Source organism: Ruegeria sp. BG7, from assembly GCF_056535685.1.
In genome coordinates, this window is sequence record NZ_JBQFIU010000001.1 from 49,574 (window position 1) to 64,971 (window position 15,398).

The 15,398-nt window shown below is 56.7% G+C and carries 17 protein-coding genes; all 17 read left to right on the top strand.

Annotation, left to right across the window (positions count from 1 at the left end; translation table 11 throughout):
* Window positions 1–3 precede the first annotated feature (3 nt).
* Window positions 4–708, top strand: a complete 705-nt coding sequence (locus ACR3EH_RS00270; RefSeq protein WP_171090173.1) for a DUF1326 domain-containing protein — start codon at window positions 4–6, stop codon at window positions 706–708.
* Window positions 708–1,235, top strand: a complete 528-nt coding sequence (locus tag ACR3EH_RS00275) for a DinB family protein (RefSeq protein ID WP_171183311.1) — start codon at window positions 708–710, stop codon at window positions 1,233–1,235. Before ACR3EH_RS00270 ends, ACR3EH_RS00275 begins: the two co-directional genes overlap by 1 nt.
* Window positions 1,236–2,339: a dimethylsulfoniopropionate demethylase gene (locus ACR3EH_RS00280; RefSeq protein ID WP_171183309.1), complete on the top strand. Its 1,104-nt coding sequence runs from the start codon at window positions 1,236–1,238 to the stop codon at window positions 2,337–2,339. It begins immediately after the preceding gene.
* A gap of 104 nt (window positions 2,340–2,443) precedes the next feature.
* The gene (acuI, locus tag ACR3EH_RS00285; protein ID WP_171675573.1) at window positions 2,444–3,439 is read left to right on the top strand and encodes an acryloyl-CoA reductase; all 996 of its coding nucleotides are present in this window, start codon (window positions 2,444–2,446) and stop codon (window positions 3,437–3,439) included.
* A 180-nt stretch (window positions 3,440–3,619) separates the two neighbouring features.
* Window positions 3,620–4,183, top strand: a complete 564-nt coding sequence (gene frr / locus ACR3EH_RS00290; protein ID WP_171183306.1) for a ribosome recycling factor — start codon at window positions 3,620–3,622, stop codon at window positions 4,181–4,183.
* 9 nt (window positions 4,184–4,192) lie between these two features.
* Window positions 4,193–4,924 carry an isoprenyl transferase gene (locus ACR3EH_RS00295; RefSeq protein WP_171090161.1) on the top strand — a complete coding sequence of 244 codons (732 nt, stop codon included), beginning with the start codon at window positions 4,193–4,195 and terminating at the stop codon, window positions 4,922–4,924.
* Entirely contained in the window at window positions 4,921–5,703 is a 783-nt protein-coding gene (locus ACR3EH_RS00300) for a phosphatidate cytidylyltransferase (protein ID WP_171183304.1), read from the top strand. Before ACR3EH_RS00295 ends, ACR3EH_RS00300 begins: the two co-directional genes overlap by 4 nt.
* Window positions 5,703–6,875: a 1-deoxy-D-xylulose-5-phosphate reductoisomerase gene (gene dxr, locus ACR3EH_RS00305; protein WP_171183301.1), complete on the top strand. Its 1,173-nt coding sequence runs from the start codon at window positions 5,703–5,705 to the stop codon at window positions 6,873–6,875. The genes ACR3EH_RS00300 and dxr overlap by 1 nt, the downstream gene beginning before the upstream one ends.
* Before the next feature lie 4 nt (window positions 6,876–6,879).
* A complete protein-coding gene (gene rseP, locus ACR3EH_RS00310) occupies window positions 6,880–8,232 on the top strand; it encodes an RIP metalloprotease RseP (RefSeq protein ID WP_171183299.1) in 1,353 nt (450 codons plus the stop codon).
* 79 nt (window positions 8,233–8,311) lie between these two features.
* Complete coding sequence (locus ACR3EH_RS00315) at window positions 8,312–8,455, top strand: hypothetical protein (RefSeq protein ID WP_171090153.1); 144 nt, start codon at window positions 8,312–8,314, stop codon at window positions 8,453–8,455.
* Between the two features lie 127 nt (window positions 8,456–8,582).
* Window positions 8,583–10,943 carry an outer membrane protein assembly factor BamA gene (gene bamA / locus ACR3EH_RS00320; protein WP_171090152.1) on the top strand — a complete coding sequence of 787 codons (2,361 nt, stop codon included), beginning with the start codon at window positions 8,583–8,585 and terminating at the stop codon, window positions 10,941–10,943.
* 57 nt (window positions 10,944–11,000) lie between these two features.
* Window positions 11,001–11,528, top strand: a complete 528-nt coding sequence (locus ACR3EH_RS00325; protein ID WP_480634827.1) for an OmpH family outer membrane protein — start codon at window positions 11,001–11,003, stop codon at window positions 11,526–11,528.
* 72 nt (window positions 11,529–11,600) lie between these two features.
* Window positions 11,601–12,074, top strand: coding sequence for a 3-hydroxyacyl-ACP dehydratase FabZ (gene fabZ / locus ACR3EH_RS00330; RefSeq protein ID WP_171183296.1), 474 nt, complete (start codon window positions 11,601–11,603; stop codon window positions 12,072–12,074).
* Window positions 12,071–12,856: an acyl-ACP--UDP-N-acetylglucosamine O-acyltransferase gene (gene lpxA / locus ACR3EH_RS00335; protein WP_171183294.1), complete on the top strand. Its 786-nt coding sequence runs from the start codon at window positions 12,071–12,073 to the stop codon at window positions 12,854–12,856. Before fabZ ends, lpxA begins: the two co-directional genes overlap by 4 nt.
* A 4-nt stretch (window positions 12,857–12,860) precedes the next feature.
* Complete coding sequence (locus tag ACR3EH_RS00340) at window positions 12,861–13,655, top strand: LpxI family protein (protein ID WP_171183293.1); 795 nt, start codon at window positions 12,861–12,863, stop codon at window positions 13,653–13,655.
* Complete coding sequence (gene lpxB, locus ACR3EH_RS00345; RefSeq protein WP_171183291.1) at window positions 13,655–14,821, top strand: lipid-A-disaccharide synthase; 1,167 nt, start codon at window positions 13,655–13,657, stop codon at window positions 14,819–14,821. The genes ACR3EH_RS00340 and lpxB overlap by 1 nt, the downstream gene beginning before the upstream one ends.
* Complete coding sequence (locus ACR3EH_RS00350; protein ID WP_171183290.1) at window positions 14,814–15,389, top strand: hypothetical protein; 576 nt, start codon at window positions 14,814–14,816, stop codon at window positions 15,387–15,389. Before lpxB ends, ACR3EH_RS00350 begins: the two co-directional genes overlap by 8 nt.
* Window positions 15,390–15,398 lie beyond the last annotated feature (9 nt).

Genomic DNA, 15,398 nt, shown 5'->3' on the forward strand with positions numbered 1-15,398 from the left:
CCAATGGCAAAAAACAGAAAACCAGAAGCTGATCGGTTACCTATCAGTCAACGGATCGACAGCCGGATGCCTAACCCCAAGCGGCGCGAAATGAGCCCAACGGATTGGTCGATCAAAGGCGAATTGATCCTGAACTGTTCGTGCGATGTTTTCTGCCCCTGCGTGGTGTCGTTGGGTGCGCACCCTCCGACCGAAGGCCATTGTCATGCCTGGATGGGCATCATCATCGATGACGGGCATTACGAGGGCGAAGATCTGTCGGGGCTGAATGTCGGTTTGTTGGTCGATATTCCGGGCCGGATGGGCGAAGGCCAGTGGAAAGTGGCGGCTTATGTAGACGAACGTGCCAGTGGCAAGGCGTATAACGGGTTGCTGCAAATCTTCAGCGGGCAGGCGGGCGGAACCACCGGGCTGTTCACCATGCTGGTGAGTGAGATCATCGGGGCCGAGCGCGCGCCCGTTCAGATCGAACGCGACGGGACCAAGCGCCGCATCATGATTGGCCGCAAGATACAGGGAGAGATTGAGATGCTGGGCGGTAAAGACCCAGAGCATCCCGTCATGGTGTCGAACTCGAAATACTGGATGGGCCCCGATATTATTGTCGCCCGTGGCACCAAGTCCAAAGTACGTGACTATGGCCGGGTTTGGGACTTTGGCGGTAAGTCGGCCGAGATTTGTCCAATTGACTGGCATGGGCCCAAGTAATGATCACCGGTGAATATGCGCGTGAGATGGCGCAATACAATCATTGGCAAAACAAGCAGTTGGCGGAGTTTCTACAAGCATTGACTCATGAGGAACTGGTCCTTGAACGCGGAGCGTTTTTCGGGTCGATCCTGGGAACAGCCAACCATTTGCTCTGGGGGGATTGGATCTGGATGTCTCGCTTTGAAAAGGCAGATGGACCGGAAAGCAACATTCACCGAACGGGCGGTGGAATTCATGAAAGCGTGTATCTGTGCCCCGACCTATCTGCATGGCTGCCCCTGCGAGAAAAGATTGACGCCCGCATCATCCGATGGGCTGACAGGTTGGGGGACGAACCTCTGACGGGTCCGTTCACGTGGTATTCAGCCGCGAAAGAGGCTGACATTACTTTGCCTTATGCGCGCTGCGTCATCCATATGTTCAATCATCAAACTCACCACCGGGGACAAGTGCACAAGATGCTGACCGAGGCGGGATCTGAAGCGCCGGTCAGCGATCTAGTCTTCATGCCGCAGGAGGATTGAATGCCGCAAATATCTCCTTCGCGTCGTCTGAGGCGTACGCCATTCTCGGATGGGGTCGAAGCTGCTGGGGTCAAAGGATATACGGTATATAACCGTATGTTATTGCCTACTGTTTTCGAAAGCGTCGAGGCTGACTATCGGCATTTGAAGACCCATGTGCAGGTGTGGGATGTGGCTTGTGAACGGCAGGTCGAACTGCGCGGGCCGGATACTGCTCGGCTGATGCAGATGCTCACTCCGCGTGATTTGCGGGGGATGTTGCCGGGCCAGTGTTTCTATGTGCCGATCGTTGATGAGACCGGTGGAATGCTGAATGATCCGGTGGCCGTGAAACTGTCTGAAGATCGGTGGTGGATTTCGATTGCTGACAGTGACCTGTTGCTATGGGTCAAAGGGATCGCCGTCGGATACCGTTTGGATGTGTTGGTTGACGAGCCGGATGTATCTCCGCTTGCGGTTCAGGGCCCCAAGGCAGATGAGCTTATGGCGCGCGTGTTTGGCGACCGCGTGCGGGACATCCGGTTCTTCAGGTTCGATATGTTCGAGTTTGAAGGGCGCGATCTGGCGATTGCGCGTTCGGGTTATTCCAAACAGGGCGGGTTTGAAATCTATGTTGAGGGCAGCGAGATCGGCATGCCCCTTTGGAACGCGTTGTTTGCAGCAGGCGAAGATCTTCAGGTGCGCGCTGGCTGTCCGAACCTGATCGAGCGGATTGAGGGCGGTTTGTTGTCTTATGGCAATGACATGACCGACGATAACACGCCACACGAATGTGGGTTGGGCAAATTCTGCAACACCAACACCGCAATTGGGTGCATTGGGCGCGACGCGTTGCTGCGTGTGGCGAAAGAGGGGCCGATTCAGCAAATCCGACCCATCGCGATTGCGGGCGACCCTGTTCCGGGTTGTGATCGACCCTGGGGCCTTTACGCGGACGGAAAGTGGGTTGGGCAGGTAACGTCGGCGGCCTGGTCCCCGGATTTCAAGACCAATGTGGCTATTGGAATGGTGCGGTTGAGCCATTGGGATGCGGGAACGGAACTGGATATCGAGGTGCCGGGCGGGATGCGGCGCGCAACTGTGCAGTCGCATTTCTGGGTTTAACACAAGGGTTGGGGGCGCTGCCCCCGTCGCTGCGCGACTCCCCCGAGGTATTTTGGGCCAGGTGAAGGACTGGTCTGGTCAAGGAAACACGAAAGGATTTGAGAATGTTCAATGCGTTGGTGATGGACAAGGACGAAGAGAGCGGCTTGGCGAGTGCATCGGTCAAGCAGCTTTCATTGGATGATCTTCCACATGGTGAGGTGACTGTGGCGGTGGAGTTTTCAACCGTGAATTATAAGGACGGTCTGTGCCTGTCACGCAAAGGGGGTGGGCTGGTGCGGGCATATCCGCATGTGCCGGGTATCGATTACGCCGGTACGGTCGAAGCCTCGTCAGATGAGCGATACAAACCCGGCGACAAGGTTGTTCTGACCGGTTGGCGTGTGGGCGAGGCGCATTGGGGCGGCTATTCTCAGAAAGCCAATGCGCGGGCGGACTGGCTGGTTCCGCTGCCCGACGGGCTGGACGCACGTCAGGCCATGGCTGTGGGTACGGCTGGGTTTACGGCCATGCTTGCGGTGATGGCGTTGGAAGATCATGGGCTGACCCCGGATCGGGGACCGGTTTTGGTGACCGGCGCTGCAGGTGGTGTTGGGTCGGTGGCCACAGCCATTCTGGGCAATCTGGGGTATGAGGTGGCGGCTGTGACCGGGCGCCCCGAAACCGGTGACTATTTGAAATCGCTTGGCGCGACAACGATTGTGCCCCGCGAAGAGTTGAATGAAACCACCAAGCGCCCGTTGGAAAGTGAAACCTGGGCTGGCTGTGTAGACGCGGTGGGCGGAGATATGTTGGCGCGTGTTCTGGGGCAGATGAAATACGGCTGCTCGGTTGCTGCCGTCGGTTTGGCCGGAGGCGCGGCCCTGCCTGCGACTGTGATTCCATTCCTGTTGCGGGGCGTGAACCTGTTGGGCATCGACAGCGTGATGCAGCCTTACGACAACCGACTGCGCGCGTGGCAGCGGATCGCGACCGATCTGCCGATGGACAAGCTGGAGGCGATGGTTCAGCCAGCCGCTTTGTCAGATCTACCACAGCTTGGTGCGGATATTCTGAAGGGTCAGGTCAAAGGTCGCGTTGTTGTTGATGTGAACGCCTGAAGTTGACGCGTACTGCATCCTCGGGCGGGCGCGCCTGGCCGAGGATCGGATCGGAGTTGGTACAAAATGGTCGCAACACCTCTGGCCATTGATACAATTCCCGACCATGATTGCTATACATCCCAATTGTGATGGCGTAAGACCCATCCAAAGAGTACCTGAAAACGGGGAGTGAGCAGCATGTCTGACGACTTCGAACTGGACACCGATGATCTCAAGCGCCGCATGGATGGCGCCATGGCCAATCTGAAAACTGAATTTGCCTCGCTGCGTACGGGTCGGGCTTCGGCATCTATGCTCGAGCCTGTCATGGTTGACGCCTATGGCTCGCTGACTCCGATCAACCAGGTGGGGACGGTGAACGTGCCGGAACCGCGGATGGTGACTGTAAATGTGTGGGATAAGTCACTGGTTGGTAAGGTGGAAAAGGCCATTCGCGAAAGCGGGCTTGGTATCAACCCTCAGCTGAACGGCACAATCATCATGTTGCCGATCCCGGAACTCAACGAAGAACGTCGGCGCGAGCTTGGCAAGGTTGCGGGGCAATATGCGGAAAGTGCTCGGGTTTCGATCCGTAACGTGCGCCGCGACGGTATGGACCAGATCAAGAAGGCCAAGGCCGATGGGATGTCGGAAGATGACCAGAAACTTTGGGAAAGCGAAGTTCAGGATCTGACCGATGAAATGATCAAGGCCGTCGACGCCGCACTTGAGACCAAGCAATCTGAAATCATGCAGGTCTGAGCTGGTTTGATGCCCAAAGATCCCCAAACCGATCCGGTTTCCGGCCCGCGCCACGTCGCTATCATTATGGATGGCAATGGTCGTTGGGCACAGGCGCGTGGCCGTCCCAGACTGTTTGGTCATCACGCAGGTGCACGGCGTGTCCGCGAGGTGGTAGAGGCCTGCCCGGGATTGGGGATCAAATATCTCACAGTGTTTGCGTTTTCGACCGAGAACTGGAAACGAACACAGGTTGAAGTCGCGGGCCTGATGAGCCTGTTCCGTCGATACATCATCAAGGAAACCCGAACTCTCGCCGACAATGGAATTCGCGTGCGGTTCATCGGTGATCGGGTCCGTCTGGATTCAAAACTGACCGAGCTGATGGATTCTCTGGAACAGGAAACGAAGGACAACGACCTTGTTCATTTGACCGTAGCGTTGAATTACGGTGGTCGGGATGAGGTGGCACGCGCTACTAAACGGCTGGCGCGTGATGTTGCCGAAGGGCGTTTAAAGCCTGAAGAGGTGGATGAAGAAACGCTGCCTAAGTATCTGGATACGCGCGTTCTTCCGGATCCGGATCTTGTTATTCGGACCAGTGGCGAAGCACGAATCTCTAATTTTCTTTTGTGGCAGTCGGCGTATTCGGAATACGAATTCATTGATACGCTTTGGCCGGATTTCACAGCAGCCGAATTGGAAGCCTTGTGCCGCAACTACGGGTCCAGAGAGCGTCGGTTCGGAGCGGTGCTGGCATGAGCGAAGGCCGATGGTCTGACCTGACAGCACGGGTTCTTTCTGCTGCGGTACTGGTCCTGATTGGCGCGGTCGAGGTGTGGCTGGGCGGCATCTGGTTCGAGATTTTTATCGCGGTGGCCTGTGGTCTAATGACCTGGGAACTGGTTCGGATGATTGAGCCGAACAGCCAGAGCACGGGAATTCAGTTGGGCATCCTGACAAGCGCTGCGGTTCTGCTCAGTTATCATGTGCCACCGCTGTACACATTGCCTGTTGTTGTCGCGCCTGCATTGGTGGGTATGGGGCAGATGAGCCGGTCGAAAATTCTGTACGGGCTGTTTGCAGTTTGGATCGTCGGGGCCGGGTTGGGTTTTATCTCGATCCGCGAAAATTTCGGCTTTGGCTGGATGGTGTGGTTGATCGCCGTGGTCGTGGCCACGGATGTCGCTGGTTACTTCGTCGGCAAAACAATCGGCGGTCCCAAGTTCTGGCCCAGGGTCAGCCCGAAGAAAACGTGGTCGGGAACCGCAGGTGGATGGGCTGCAGCGGCCTGTGTAGGGATCGCCTTTGCAACCCATGCCGGTTTCGGATTCGCCTTTGTCGTTGTTTCGGTGCTGGCTTCAATGGCAAGTCAGATCGGTGATATTATCGAAAGCGCGGTCAAACGTAAGTTTGGCGTCAAAGACAGTTCAAATCTGATCCCGGGCCACGGTGGCTTTCTGGATCGCTTCGACGGCATGATGGGCGCTGCTTTATTTGTTCTGATCGCAGGGTTGTTTTACGCGCCAGGTGGTATGTAATGCGCAAAGTAACTGTTTTGGGGGCCACAGGATCGATTGGGCAAAATACAATTGATCTGATCGCCCGCGCGCCAGACGACTACGACGTTGTGGCTCTAACCGGTGGTGCGAATATCCAGCAATTGGCCGACGATGCGCGCCGCCTTGGGGCCAATCTGGCCGTGACAGCGCATGAAGATAAGTTGGACGACCTGCGCAGTGCACTTGCAGGTAGCGGCGTGGAAGTGGCGGCTGGATCGCGTGCTATTGCCGAGGCCGCGGCGCGCCCGGCGGACTGGGTTATGTCGGCCATTGTAGGTTCAGCGGGCCTTGCGCCGGGGATTGAAGTGCTCAAACAAGGGGCGACGCTGGCGCTAGCCAATAAGGAAACGCTGGTTTGCGCTGGGGCACTGGTTCTGGAAACAGCCAAGGCCCACGACGCGCGGTTGCTGCCCGTCGATAGCGAGCACTCGGCCGTGTTTCAGGCGCTGGTCGGCGAAGACATCGATGCGGTCGAGCGCGTGATCATTACGGCAAGCGGCGGAGCCTTTCGGGACTGGCCGCTGGAAGACCTGGCCAATGCAACGGTTGAACAAGCGTCTAGCCACCCGAATTGGGACATGGGCCAACGCATTACAATCGACAGCGCGTCAATGTTCAACAAGGCGCTGGAAGTCATAGAAACCAAAGAATACTTTTCGGTCTCCCCGACGCAGATCGAAGTTGTAGTTCATCCGGAATCCATCGTGCATGCGATGGTTGGATACCGGGATGGGGCGGTGATTGCCCATTTGGGCGCACCCGACATGCGCCACGCCATTGGCTATGCCTTGCATTGGCCCGAGCGCCGCAACCTTCCTGTGGAACGGCTTGATCTTACGAAACTGGGCCAACTGAACTTCAAGTCGCCGGACCTGACGCGGTATCCTGCACTGAAACTGGCTTGGGATGTCATGGATCGCGGTGGTTTGGCGGGCTCGGTTTTCAATGCTGCAAAAGAACGGGCGCTGGATCATTTCATTGCACGCCATATCTCATTTACGGATATGGCCGATGCGGTTGCTGCCGTTCTCGACAGATTTGACGCATCAGACGGCCTTATTGATGCCGAGATGACCCTTGATAACGTGCAGAAAACGGACCATTTGGCACGTCAATGGGTCGATGACACCGTGGTGGAACGAGCAGGATAGAATTTTGGACGTACTTTCGCTGATCCCTCAATTTGGCAATCTTCTTTGGACGATTGTTGCCTTCGTCATCGCCTTGTCGGTCATCGTGGCCGTGCATGAATACGGCCACTATATCGTGGGCCGGTGGTCGGGCATCCATGCCGAAGTGTTCTCGATCGGGTTCGGTCCGGTCCTGTGGAGCCGCGTCGACAAACGAGGCACGCGCTGGCAGATCGCGCTGCTCCCATTTGGCGGATATGTGAAATTCCTGGGTGACGCCAATGCTGCGTCTGGCAAGGATGAAGAGGCGATGGGTGAAATCGCCACCCAAAGCCCGGAAGAGTTGCGGCGCACCATGCACGGAGCCCCTCTGTGGGCGCGGGCTGCCACCGTGGCGGCTGGACCGGCGTTCAACTTTGCCATGTCCATTTTGGTTTTCGGCATGATCTTCTGGTCTCAGGGCGTGTCGCGCGAACCCTTGACCGTGGCCTCCCTACAGCCTTTGCCGGGAACGGTACAGGAACTGCAGGAAGGTGATGTGATCACCGCAATCGCTGGTATTCCGACGCCGGACTACGATGAAGAAGGCGCCTGGCAGGATTTCATCGACGCGTTGCCGGTGCAACCGGTTCTGGATTACACGGTCATTCGCGATGGACAGACACTGGACGTTCAGGCCCCCTGGATGTTCCCACCGCTGATCCGTCAGGTTGCCCCGCGCAGTGCGGCTATGGACATTCAGTTAGAGCAAGGTGATGTGATCACCGCCGTAAATGGCGAACCGATCTTTGCTTTTGATCAGCTGAAGGATTTTGTCGAAAGTTCGGATGGGCGCGTTTTGCTATTGAATGTATGGCGGGACGGCTCGGATCTTGAGTTCGCGCTTGCCCCACGCCGTACGGATGAACCAAAGCCGGAAGGCGGGTTTGTCACACATTGGCGGATCGGGATCATCGGCGGCATGATGTTGGAGCCCGCCACCGAGCCCGCCGGTTTTGTGGATTCACTGCGTGGCGGCGTCGTTCAGACCGGCCGTATCATCGAAGGGTCTCTGTCCGGCATGTGGCACATGATTACGGGAGCGATCAGCACCTGTAACATTTCCGGGCCAATCGGGATTGCTGAAACCTCGGGTGCAATGGCCAGCCAGGGGGCGCAGAACTTCATCTTCTTTATCGCGGTCCTGTCGACGGCTGTCGGTTTGTTGAACCTGTTCCCGATCCCGGCCTTGGATGGCGGTCATCTGGTATTCTACGCGTATGAAGCGGTCGCCGGAAAACCACCCAGTGATGGCGCGCTGAGGATTCTTATGGGGCTGGGGATCACTATCATCCTTACGCTCATGCTGTTCTCGGTCAGCAACGATCTGTTCTGCTAAATGTGGCGGTTGGTGCAAGTTTAGGCCGCATTCCTGCCTCAATTCATGGCTATACTTTTTGCGTTGAAAGGGTATCGCCATGACCAAAGCGCTTAAAAAATCGTACCAGGGGTTCAGCTTTCTTTTCATGCTGAACCGTGACGTATTGTTGAGCTTTGCCATGACAGCGCTGGCGTTGACTGGCGCAATGTATCTGGCCGGGGTTTATCTGGCCGGATTCTGATTCTCACCGAAATGCAGAAAGCTTGCTGTGCGGCGTCGCGCTGGAATGCTTCTATTTCGCCTTTTGACAAGCTCATTTAATCTCGTTACTCAGCATTAAAGTCTTAAAATTCTGGGTAGAGCACAAAATGACTGACAGGCGAGACGCGGGCACATCCTGCGGGGGGCAAATGCCGACAAACAATATTTTGTGGCAGGCGCTAACGGTTCTTTTCCTTTTTGTTGCGGCGTGTTTGGTGGCTTTTCCGAATGCAGCGCAGGCGCAGAACTTCACGATCAATTCGTTTCAGGTGGAAGGCAATCGCCGGATTGAAACGGGTACGATCATCGCCCGAACCGGAATCGAACCTGGACAAACAGTCAGCGCTGGTCAAATCAATGATGCCTATCAGCGTTTGCTTGACAGTGGTGTATTTGAAACAGTCGAGCTGACGCCGCGTGGCACGACTCTGGTGATCGAAGTTCAGGAATATCCTACGATCAACCAGATCAGCATTGAAGGAAACGCACGCGTCAAAGACGATGTTTTGCTGGACGCCATCGAGTCTGAACCGCGCCGAGTCTTTACCCCTCAGGCGGCGGAAGCAGACGCCGACCTGATCGCCGAAATTTATTCTGCGCAAGGCCGGGTCGCGGCAACAGTCATCCCGCGGATCATCCGCCGCAGTGACAACCGCGTCGATCTGGTTTTCGAAGTATCGGAAGGCACCACCATCGAAGTTGAACGCGTTAGCTTTGTTGGCAACCGCGCCTTCTCGGATCGCCGGTTGCGCCGTGTTCTCGAAACCAAGCAGGCGACGTTCCTGCGGACCTTCTTCCGCAATGATACATTTATCGGCGACCGCATCGAATTCGACAAACAGGTCATTCGCGATTTCTACCTGTCGCGCGGCTATGTCGATTTCCGCGTAAACAGCGCCAATGTGGAATTCACCCGTGAACGCGACGCCTTCTTCCTGGTGATGAACGTCACCGAAGGGCAGAAATTCTCGTTCGGCAAGATCACAACTGTCAGTGAAATCCCCGGCGTGAATGCGGCTGAATATCAGGATGCACTGAAGATCAAGCCGGGCGTGACTTATACGCCATCGCTGATTGAAAACTCGATTGCGCGTCAGGAACGTCTGGGCGTCAAACAGGGTGTGGACTTCTTGCGGGTCGAACCTCGCATCACGCGCAATGATCGCGACCTGACACTGGACGTCGAATTCGTTCTGACAAAAGGGCCGCGCATCTTTGTTGAGCGGATCGACATTGAAGGAAACACCACCACGCTGGACCGTGTCATCCGACGTCAGTTCGACACTGTAGAAGGCGACCCGTTCAATCCGCGCGAAATTCGTCAGGCGGCCGAGCGGATCAATGCTCTGGGCTTCTTCGCCACCGCAGATGTCGAGCCGCGCGAAGGGTCTTCGCCCAGTCAGGTGATCCTAGATGTGGATGTTGAAGAACAACCGACAGGCTCGCTTAGCCTTGGTGGTAGCTACTCGGTCACGGACGGTTTCGGGATTGCAATCGGCCTGAACGAATCCAACTTTTTGGGACGTGGTCAAAACCTGGGTCTGACCATTTCAACCGCGCAGGACTCTGAGCAGTATGCCATAAGCTTTACAGAACCCTATCTTTTAGGCCGCAAATTGCGTTTTGACTTGGGGCTGGGGCTGTCGGGAACGAACTCTGGTTTTGCCAGCTATGACACAAGCTCGCTGTTCTTCACGCCGCAGCTGACCTACGCCATCGGCGAGTTGTCATCGCTGCGCTTGCGCTATGGTTGGGATCGCAGCGAGATGACCCAACAGGACAACGAAACCAATGGCGCCGTTATTTCGTCCGAAATTGCGCAAGGCAAAAGAACCTCTAGCTCGTTGGGTGTATCTTACGTGTATGACAGCCGACTCGGTGGTCTGGATCCGAATTCCGGTGTTCTGTTCGAGGTTGGCGTTGATGCGGCCGGTCTTGGAGGAGACAACAAGTACTTCAAAACCACAGCGCGCGGTATCGCACAAACCCGTGTTTGGAACGAAGAAGTCGTGCTGCGGGCGACCATGGAATTGGGCGCACTGCATTGGAGAGGCAACGACTTCAGCCGTACTGTCGACCGTTTTGTATTGGGCCCGAACACCTTCCGTGGCTTTGAGCCCGCTGGTATTGGCCCACGTGACTTGTCCAACGGTCAGGACGATGCCATCGGCGGCAACTACTACTGGGTTGCCCGGTTCGAAACCGACTTCCCGCTTGGCTTGCCAGAAGAACTGGGTCTGCGCGGTGGTTTGTTCTATGACGTCGGCAACCTCTATAACATCGACGATGTGAACACGGCAGGCGCAACTATTGTGGGTGCGAGCGGATCAATCCGCCATGTGATCGGCATTTCGGTTCTGTGGGACACGCCGTTTGGGCCGCTGCAGTTCAACTTCTCTCAGCCTCTCAAGAAAGAGTCCTTCGACAAGGAACAGAATTTTGACTTTACCATTCAGGCTCGGTTCTGATCCCAGATGCTGAACATGCTCGTTAGTATAGCACGGGGCCCATTACGGGCCCTGTGTGTGTTTTCGGCCCTTATGATGCCGCTTGCATTGGACGCGCAACAACTTGGCGTGCCGCAGGCCAGCGTCGTTACGCTTTCCAGCGAAGAACTTTTTGCCGACTCGGCTTTCGGGCAGCGCGTTCTGCGAGAGATCGAGGTTGAAAGCGCTTTGTTGGCAGAAGAAAACGAACGGATTGTGGTCGAGCTGAGCCAGGAAGAAAAGGAACTGACGGAACAGCGCGCGACCTTGCCCGCTGAGGAATTCCGCCCGTTGGCCGAGGCTTTTGACACTAAGGTTCAGTCCCATCGAGAAGGCCAGCGCGCCAAGCTGGACGCATTGGCGCGGCGCAGCGAAGAAGCGCAACAGACTTTTTTTGAGATCGTGCGCCCAATTCTTGTTGATCTGCTGCGCGAGTTCGGTGCCAGTGTGATGATCGAACGGTCGAATGTGGTGGTTAGTACGACAGACATTACCGAGGCTGCGATCGCTCGCATCGACGCCGCAATCGGTGATGGCAGCACGCTGCAAGAAGGCAATGGCGAATAGGGTCGCTTGCTCTTGGAATGCGGTATTGTTAACCACGCGCAAAAGAAACATCCAAAACGGGATACCTGATCAATGACCACGGAAACCAAAAGCGCCGACATTCAGCTGATCCAAAGGATCTTGCCGCACCGCTATCCGTTTTTGCTGGTCGACAAGGTCGTGGACATCTCGGGCTATCAGTCGGCGCGCGGCATCAAGAACGTGACCATGAACGAGCCGCACTTTCAGGGGCATTTCCCAGGCACACCGATCATGCCGGGCGTCACAATTGTTGAGGCCATGGCCCAGACCGCAGGTGTAATGCTGGGTGTTGGCATGGACGTCATCGACACCGAGCTGCTGATCTATTTCATGAGCATCGACAAGTGCAAGTTCCGTCGCAAGGTTGTACCCGGTGACGTTCTCCAGATGCATGTTGAAACCGTGCGCGGCAAAAAGGGCGGCAAGCTGTTCAAGTTCAGCGGCCGGGCCACTGTTGAGGGCGAAGTGGCGGCCGAGGCCGAATTTTCGGCCTATGTAGATTGGGACATGGAAAAAACGACATGAGCGGAATCCATCCCAGCGCAATTATCGAAGAGGGCGCGCAGATCGGGCAGGACTGCTCGATCGGTCCATTTTGCTATGTGGGTGCGCAGGTCAAACTTGCGGATCGGGTTGAACTGAAATCCCATGTGGTCGTGACCGGTGACACTTCGATTGGTGAAGATACTGTTATCTTCAATTTCTCGGTGATTGGTGAAATTCCTCAGGACCTGAAGTTTGGTGGCGAAAACACCCGTCTGGAAATTGGTCAACGTAACCGGATCAGGGAACATGTGACGATCAACACCGGTACCGACGGTGGCGGCGGTGTGACGCGGATTGGCGACGATTGCTTGTTTATGGCGGGCGTTCACGTGGCGCACGACGTGCAGATCGGCAACCGGGTCATCATGGTCAATCATGCAGGAGCAGCCGGTCACTGTATCGTGGAAGACGATGTGATCGTCGGCGGCATCTCGGGATTGCATCAATGGGTGCGCGTCGGGCGTGGCGCGATCATCGGGGCGCTGACCATGGTGCCCAAAGACGTTATTCCCTACGGTCTGGTGCAGGCCTCACGTGGTGAGCTGGACGGCTTGAACCTTGTAGGTCTGAAACGCCAGGGTGTTTCGCGCGAGGATATCTCGGCATTGCGCGCGGCCTTCAAGGAACTGTCCGAGGGCGATGGTACCTTCATGGACCGCGCCAGCCGGATCGGCGAAGGCAATGAAAGTGATTACGTGCAACGGATCGTTGATTTTGTCACCGGCCACAGTGATCGCTCATTCCTGACACCAGGGAAATAAACCCATGCTGGCGTTGATTGCGGGAACAGGGGCATTGCCAACCGAAGTTGTGGCTCAGCTCGCCGACCGACCTTTGATCTGCGCAATGGAAGGGTTTCCACCTGACGATCTGACCGTGGACATAGAATTCCCGCTGGAGCAGCTGGGCAGCTTCATTGCCGATCTCAAGGCGCGGGGCGTGACGCAGATTTGTCTGGCTGGTGCAGTTCAGCGCCCGCCCATCAACCCAAGCCGCATTGACGCAGCGACCCTGCCGTTGGTTCCGGTGATCCAAAAGGCGATCATGTCCGGGGATGATAGCGCGTTGCGTGCGGTCATCGGAATCCTTGAGGATGCTGGGCTGCAAATGCGCGCCGCACATGACATTGCGCCCGGTTTGCTTCCGCCTTTGGGCTGTCTGACGGATGCGCAACCCTCTGAGGCTGACATGGCCGATGCAGACCGTGCGGCTGGTATTCTGCGCGCAATGGGGGCTGCTGATACCGGACAGGCATGTGCGGTCTCTAAAGGTCAGGCGCTTGCGATAGAAGGGATATTCGGCACTGCCTGGATGCTGAAGTCTTTGACCCAACGACCAGACACGGGTGGAGGCATACTGTTCAAAGGGCCCAAACCCGATCAAGACCGGCGCGCCGATCTACCTGCCATCGGACCCGATACCGTCACAGACGCGGTCGCGGCCGGGTTGACCGGGATCGTATTGGAAAAAGGCGGCGTGCTTGTCCTGAGGCAAGAGCAGGTCATTGCAGAATGTAACCGACTGGGTCTGTTCCTTTTCATCCGCGAGCGGGCAGCCTGATGCGCGTCTTTCTGGTCGCCGGAGAACCTTCGGGCGACCGGCTGGGTGGCGCGTTGATGGAAGGCTTGAAAACTCTGGTCCCAAATGTGGAATTTGACGGGGTCGGTGGCCCGTTGATGGAGGCACAGGGCCTCACAAGCCAGTTCCCTATGTCTGAACTGTCGGTCATGGGGCTTGTCGAAGTTCTGCCGAAGTTCTTTCATCTCAAGCGTAGGATCTCCGAGACTGCGCAGGCCGTTCTGGACACGAACCCAGATGTGTTGATCACCATCGACAGCCCGGATTTCAGCCTGCGTGTGGCCAAGATCGTAAAGGCCGCAAGCAACACCCGCACGGTTCACTACGTCGCCCCAAGTGTGTGGGCCTGGCGACCGGGGCGGGCCGACAAGATGGCCAAGGTTATAGACCATGTGCTGGCGCTGCTGCCGTTTGAGCCGCCGTATATGGAACGGGCAGGGATGGAGTGCGACTTTGTCGGCCATCCGGTGGCCAGTGAACCGGTTGCCACTCGGGACGAGATCGCCGCATTTCGGAGTCGTTTTGATCTGGGAGACGCGCCGATCCTTCTGGCTTTGCCCGGATCACGTCGGGGAGAGATCGAACGGCTTGCGGAGTCCTTTGCTGGCGCATTGCGGCTGTTTGCCAAGGACCATCCGGGCTACCGCGTGGTGATCCCGACAGTTGGTGCGACAACGGACCTCGTGAAAGACTTGGTCACGGACTGGCCCGGAGACCCGGTTGTGCTGGACCCACGCCACGAAGACGCGGATCAAGCACTGGCCAACAAGCGTTCCGCGTTTGGCGCGGCCAGTTTGGCGCTTGCGGCGTCAGGGACTGTGTCACTTGAGCTTGCTGCGCAGAACACGCCGATGGTCATTGCCTACAAGCTTAACTGGCTGACACAGAAGATGGCTGAACGGATGGTCAAACTGGACACCGTAACGCTGGTCAATCTGGTGTCAGATACGCGCGCGGTGCCTGAATGTCTGCTGGATGACTGCCGACCCGAAAAGATCGCTCACGCCTTGCACAATGTGATCAACGCCCCGGATGCGCAGCAGCTTGCCATGAGCCTGACCATGGACCGATTGGGCCGAGGTGGCGAAGCCCCCGGTCTGCGGGCAGCACGGGCTGTATTGGAAAGAATGCAGGTCCACAATGCTTGATCATGCGCTGTTCGCGGTGTCTGCCGGGATTGCGATGGTGTCCACCAATCTCGACAATCTGGCTGTCTTGCTTGGCCTGATATTGGTTATGGAGCAACGCCGCGCCATTTTAGGTTTTGCGGTCGCACAGACACTTGTTCTGACTCTGGCTTTGACCGTGGCGTTGGGGTTGAACCAAAGCGGTGTGCCCTTCTGGATTGGGTATCTGGGCATCGTACCATTGGCATTTGGCTTGCGTGGTATTTGGAAGCAATTTCGGGAAGAGGAAGTGGAAGAGGCAGAACCGAAAGGTGCCGTAACCTCGGTCGTCACGCTTTTCCTGAGTCTCTCGATCGACAGTTTTGCGGTTATGACCCCTCTGCTTGCGGACTCCGCGCCCTCCTATCGCGTGGCAGCACTGGTTGGTGCGGTAGCGGCCGCCGCCGGTCTGATCGCTGTTGCGACATGGGGGGCGCCCCGCGCCAAAAGCCTCGGCCCTCGTGTCGCACGTCTGGATCGGATCGCTCCTTACATCATGGTCTGCGTTGGGCTTTACATTCTCTTTAACTCGCCCACAGATATTGTGTAGCAGGTTCAA

What these genes read in the sequence shown, in the direction of transcription:
- ACR3EH_RS00270 (WP_171090173.1), top strand. Translation starts at nt 4, where the DNA reads ATGGCAAAAAACAGAAAACCAGAAGCTGATCGGTTACCTATCAGTCAA.
- ACR3EH_RS00275 (WP_171183311.1), top strand. Translation starts at nt 708, where the DNA reads ATGATCACCGGTGAATATGCGCGTGAGATGGCGCAATACAATCATTGG.
- ACR3EH_RS00280 (WP_171183309.1), top strand. Translation starts at nt 1,236, where the DNA reads ATGCCGCAAATATCTCCTTCGCGTCGTCTGAGGCGTACGCCATTCTCG.
- acuI (WP_171675573.1), top strand. Translation starts at nt 2,444, where the DNA reads ATGTTCAATGCGTTGGTGATGGACAAGGACGAAGAGAGCGGCTTGGCG.
- frr (WP_171183306.1), top strand. Translation starts at nt 3,620, where the DNA reads ATGTCTGACGACTTCGAACTGGACACCGATGATCTCAAGCGCCGCATG.
- ACR3EH_RS00295 (WP_171090161.1), top strand. Translation starts at nt 4,193, where the DNA reads ATGCCCAAAGATCCCCAAACCGATCCGGTTTCCGGCCCGCGCCACGTC.
- ACR3EH_RS00300 (WP_171183304.1), top strand. Translation starts at nt 4,921, where the DNA reads ATGAGCGAAGGCCGATGGTCTGACCTGACAGCACGGGTTCTTTCTGCT.
- dxr (WP_171183301.1), top strand. Translation starts at nt 5,703, where the DNA reads ATGCGCAAAGTAACTGTTTTGGGGGCCACAGGATCGATTGGGCAAAAT.
- ACR3EH_RS00315 (WP_171090153.1), top strand. Translation starts at nt 8,312, where the DNA reads ATGACCAAAGCGCTTAAAAAATCGTACCAGGGGTTCAGCTTTCTTTTC.
- bamA (WP_171090152.1), top strand. Translation starts at nt 8,583, where the DNA reads ATGACTGACAGGCGAGACGCGGGCACATCCTGCGGGGGGCAAATGCCG.
- fabZ (WP_171183296.1), top strand. Translation starts at nt 11,601, where the DNA reads ATGACCACGGAAACCAAAAGCGCCGACATTCAGCTGATCCAAAGGATC.
- lpxA (WP_171183294.1), top strand. Translation starts at nt 12,071, where the DNA reads ATGAGCGGAATCCATCCCAGCGCAATTATCGAAGAGGGCGCGCAGATC.
- ACR3EH_RS00340 (WP_171183293.1), top strand. Translation starts at nt 12,861, where the DNA reads ATGCTGGCGTTGATTGCGGGAACAGGGGCATTGCCAACCGAAGTTGTG.
- lpxB (WP_171183291.1), top strand. Translation starts at nt 13,655, where the DNA reads ATGCGCGTCTTTCTGGTCGCCGGAGAACCTTCGGGCGACCGGCTGGGT.
- ACR3EH_RS00350 (WP_171183290.1), top strand. Translation starts at nt 14,814, where the DNA reads ATGCTTGATCATGCGCTGTTCGCGGTGTCTGCCGGGATTGCGATGGTG.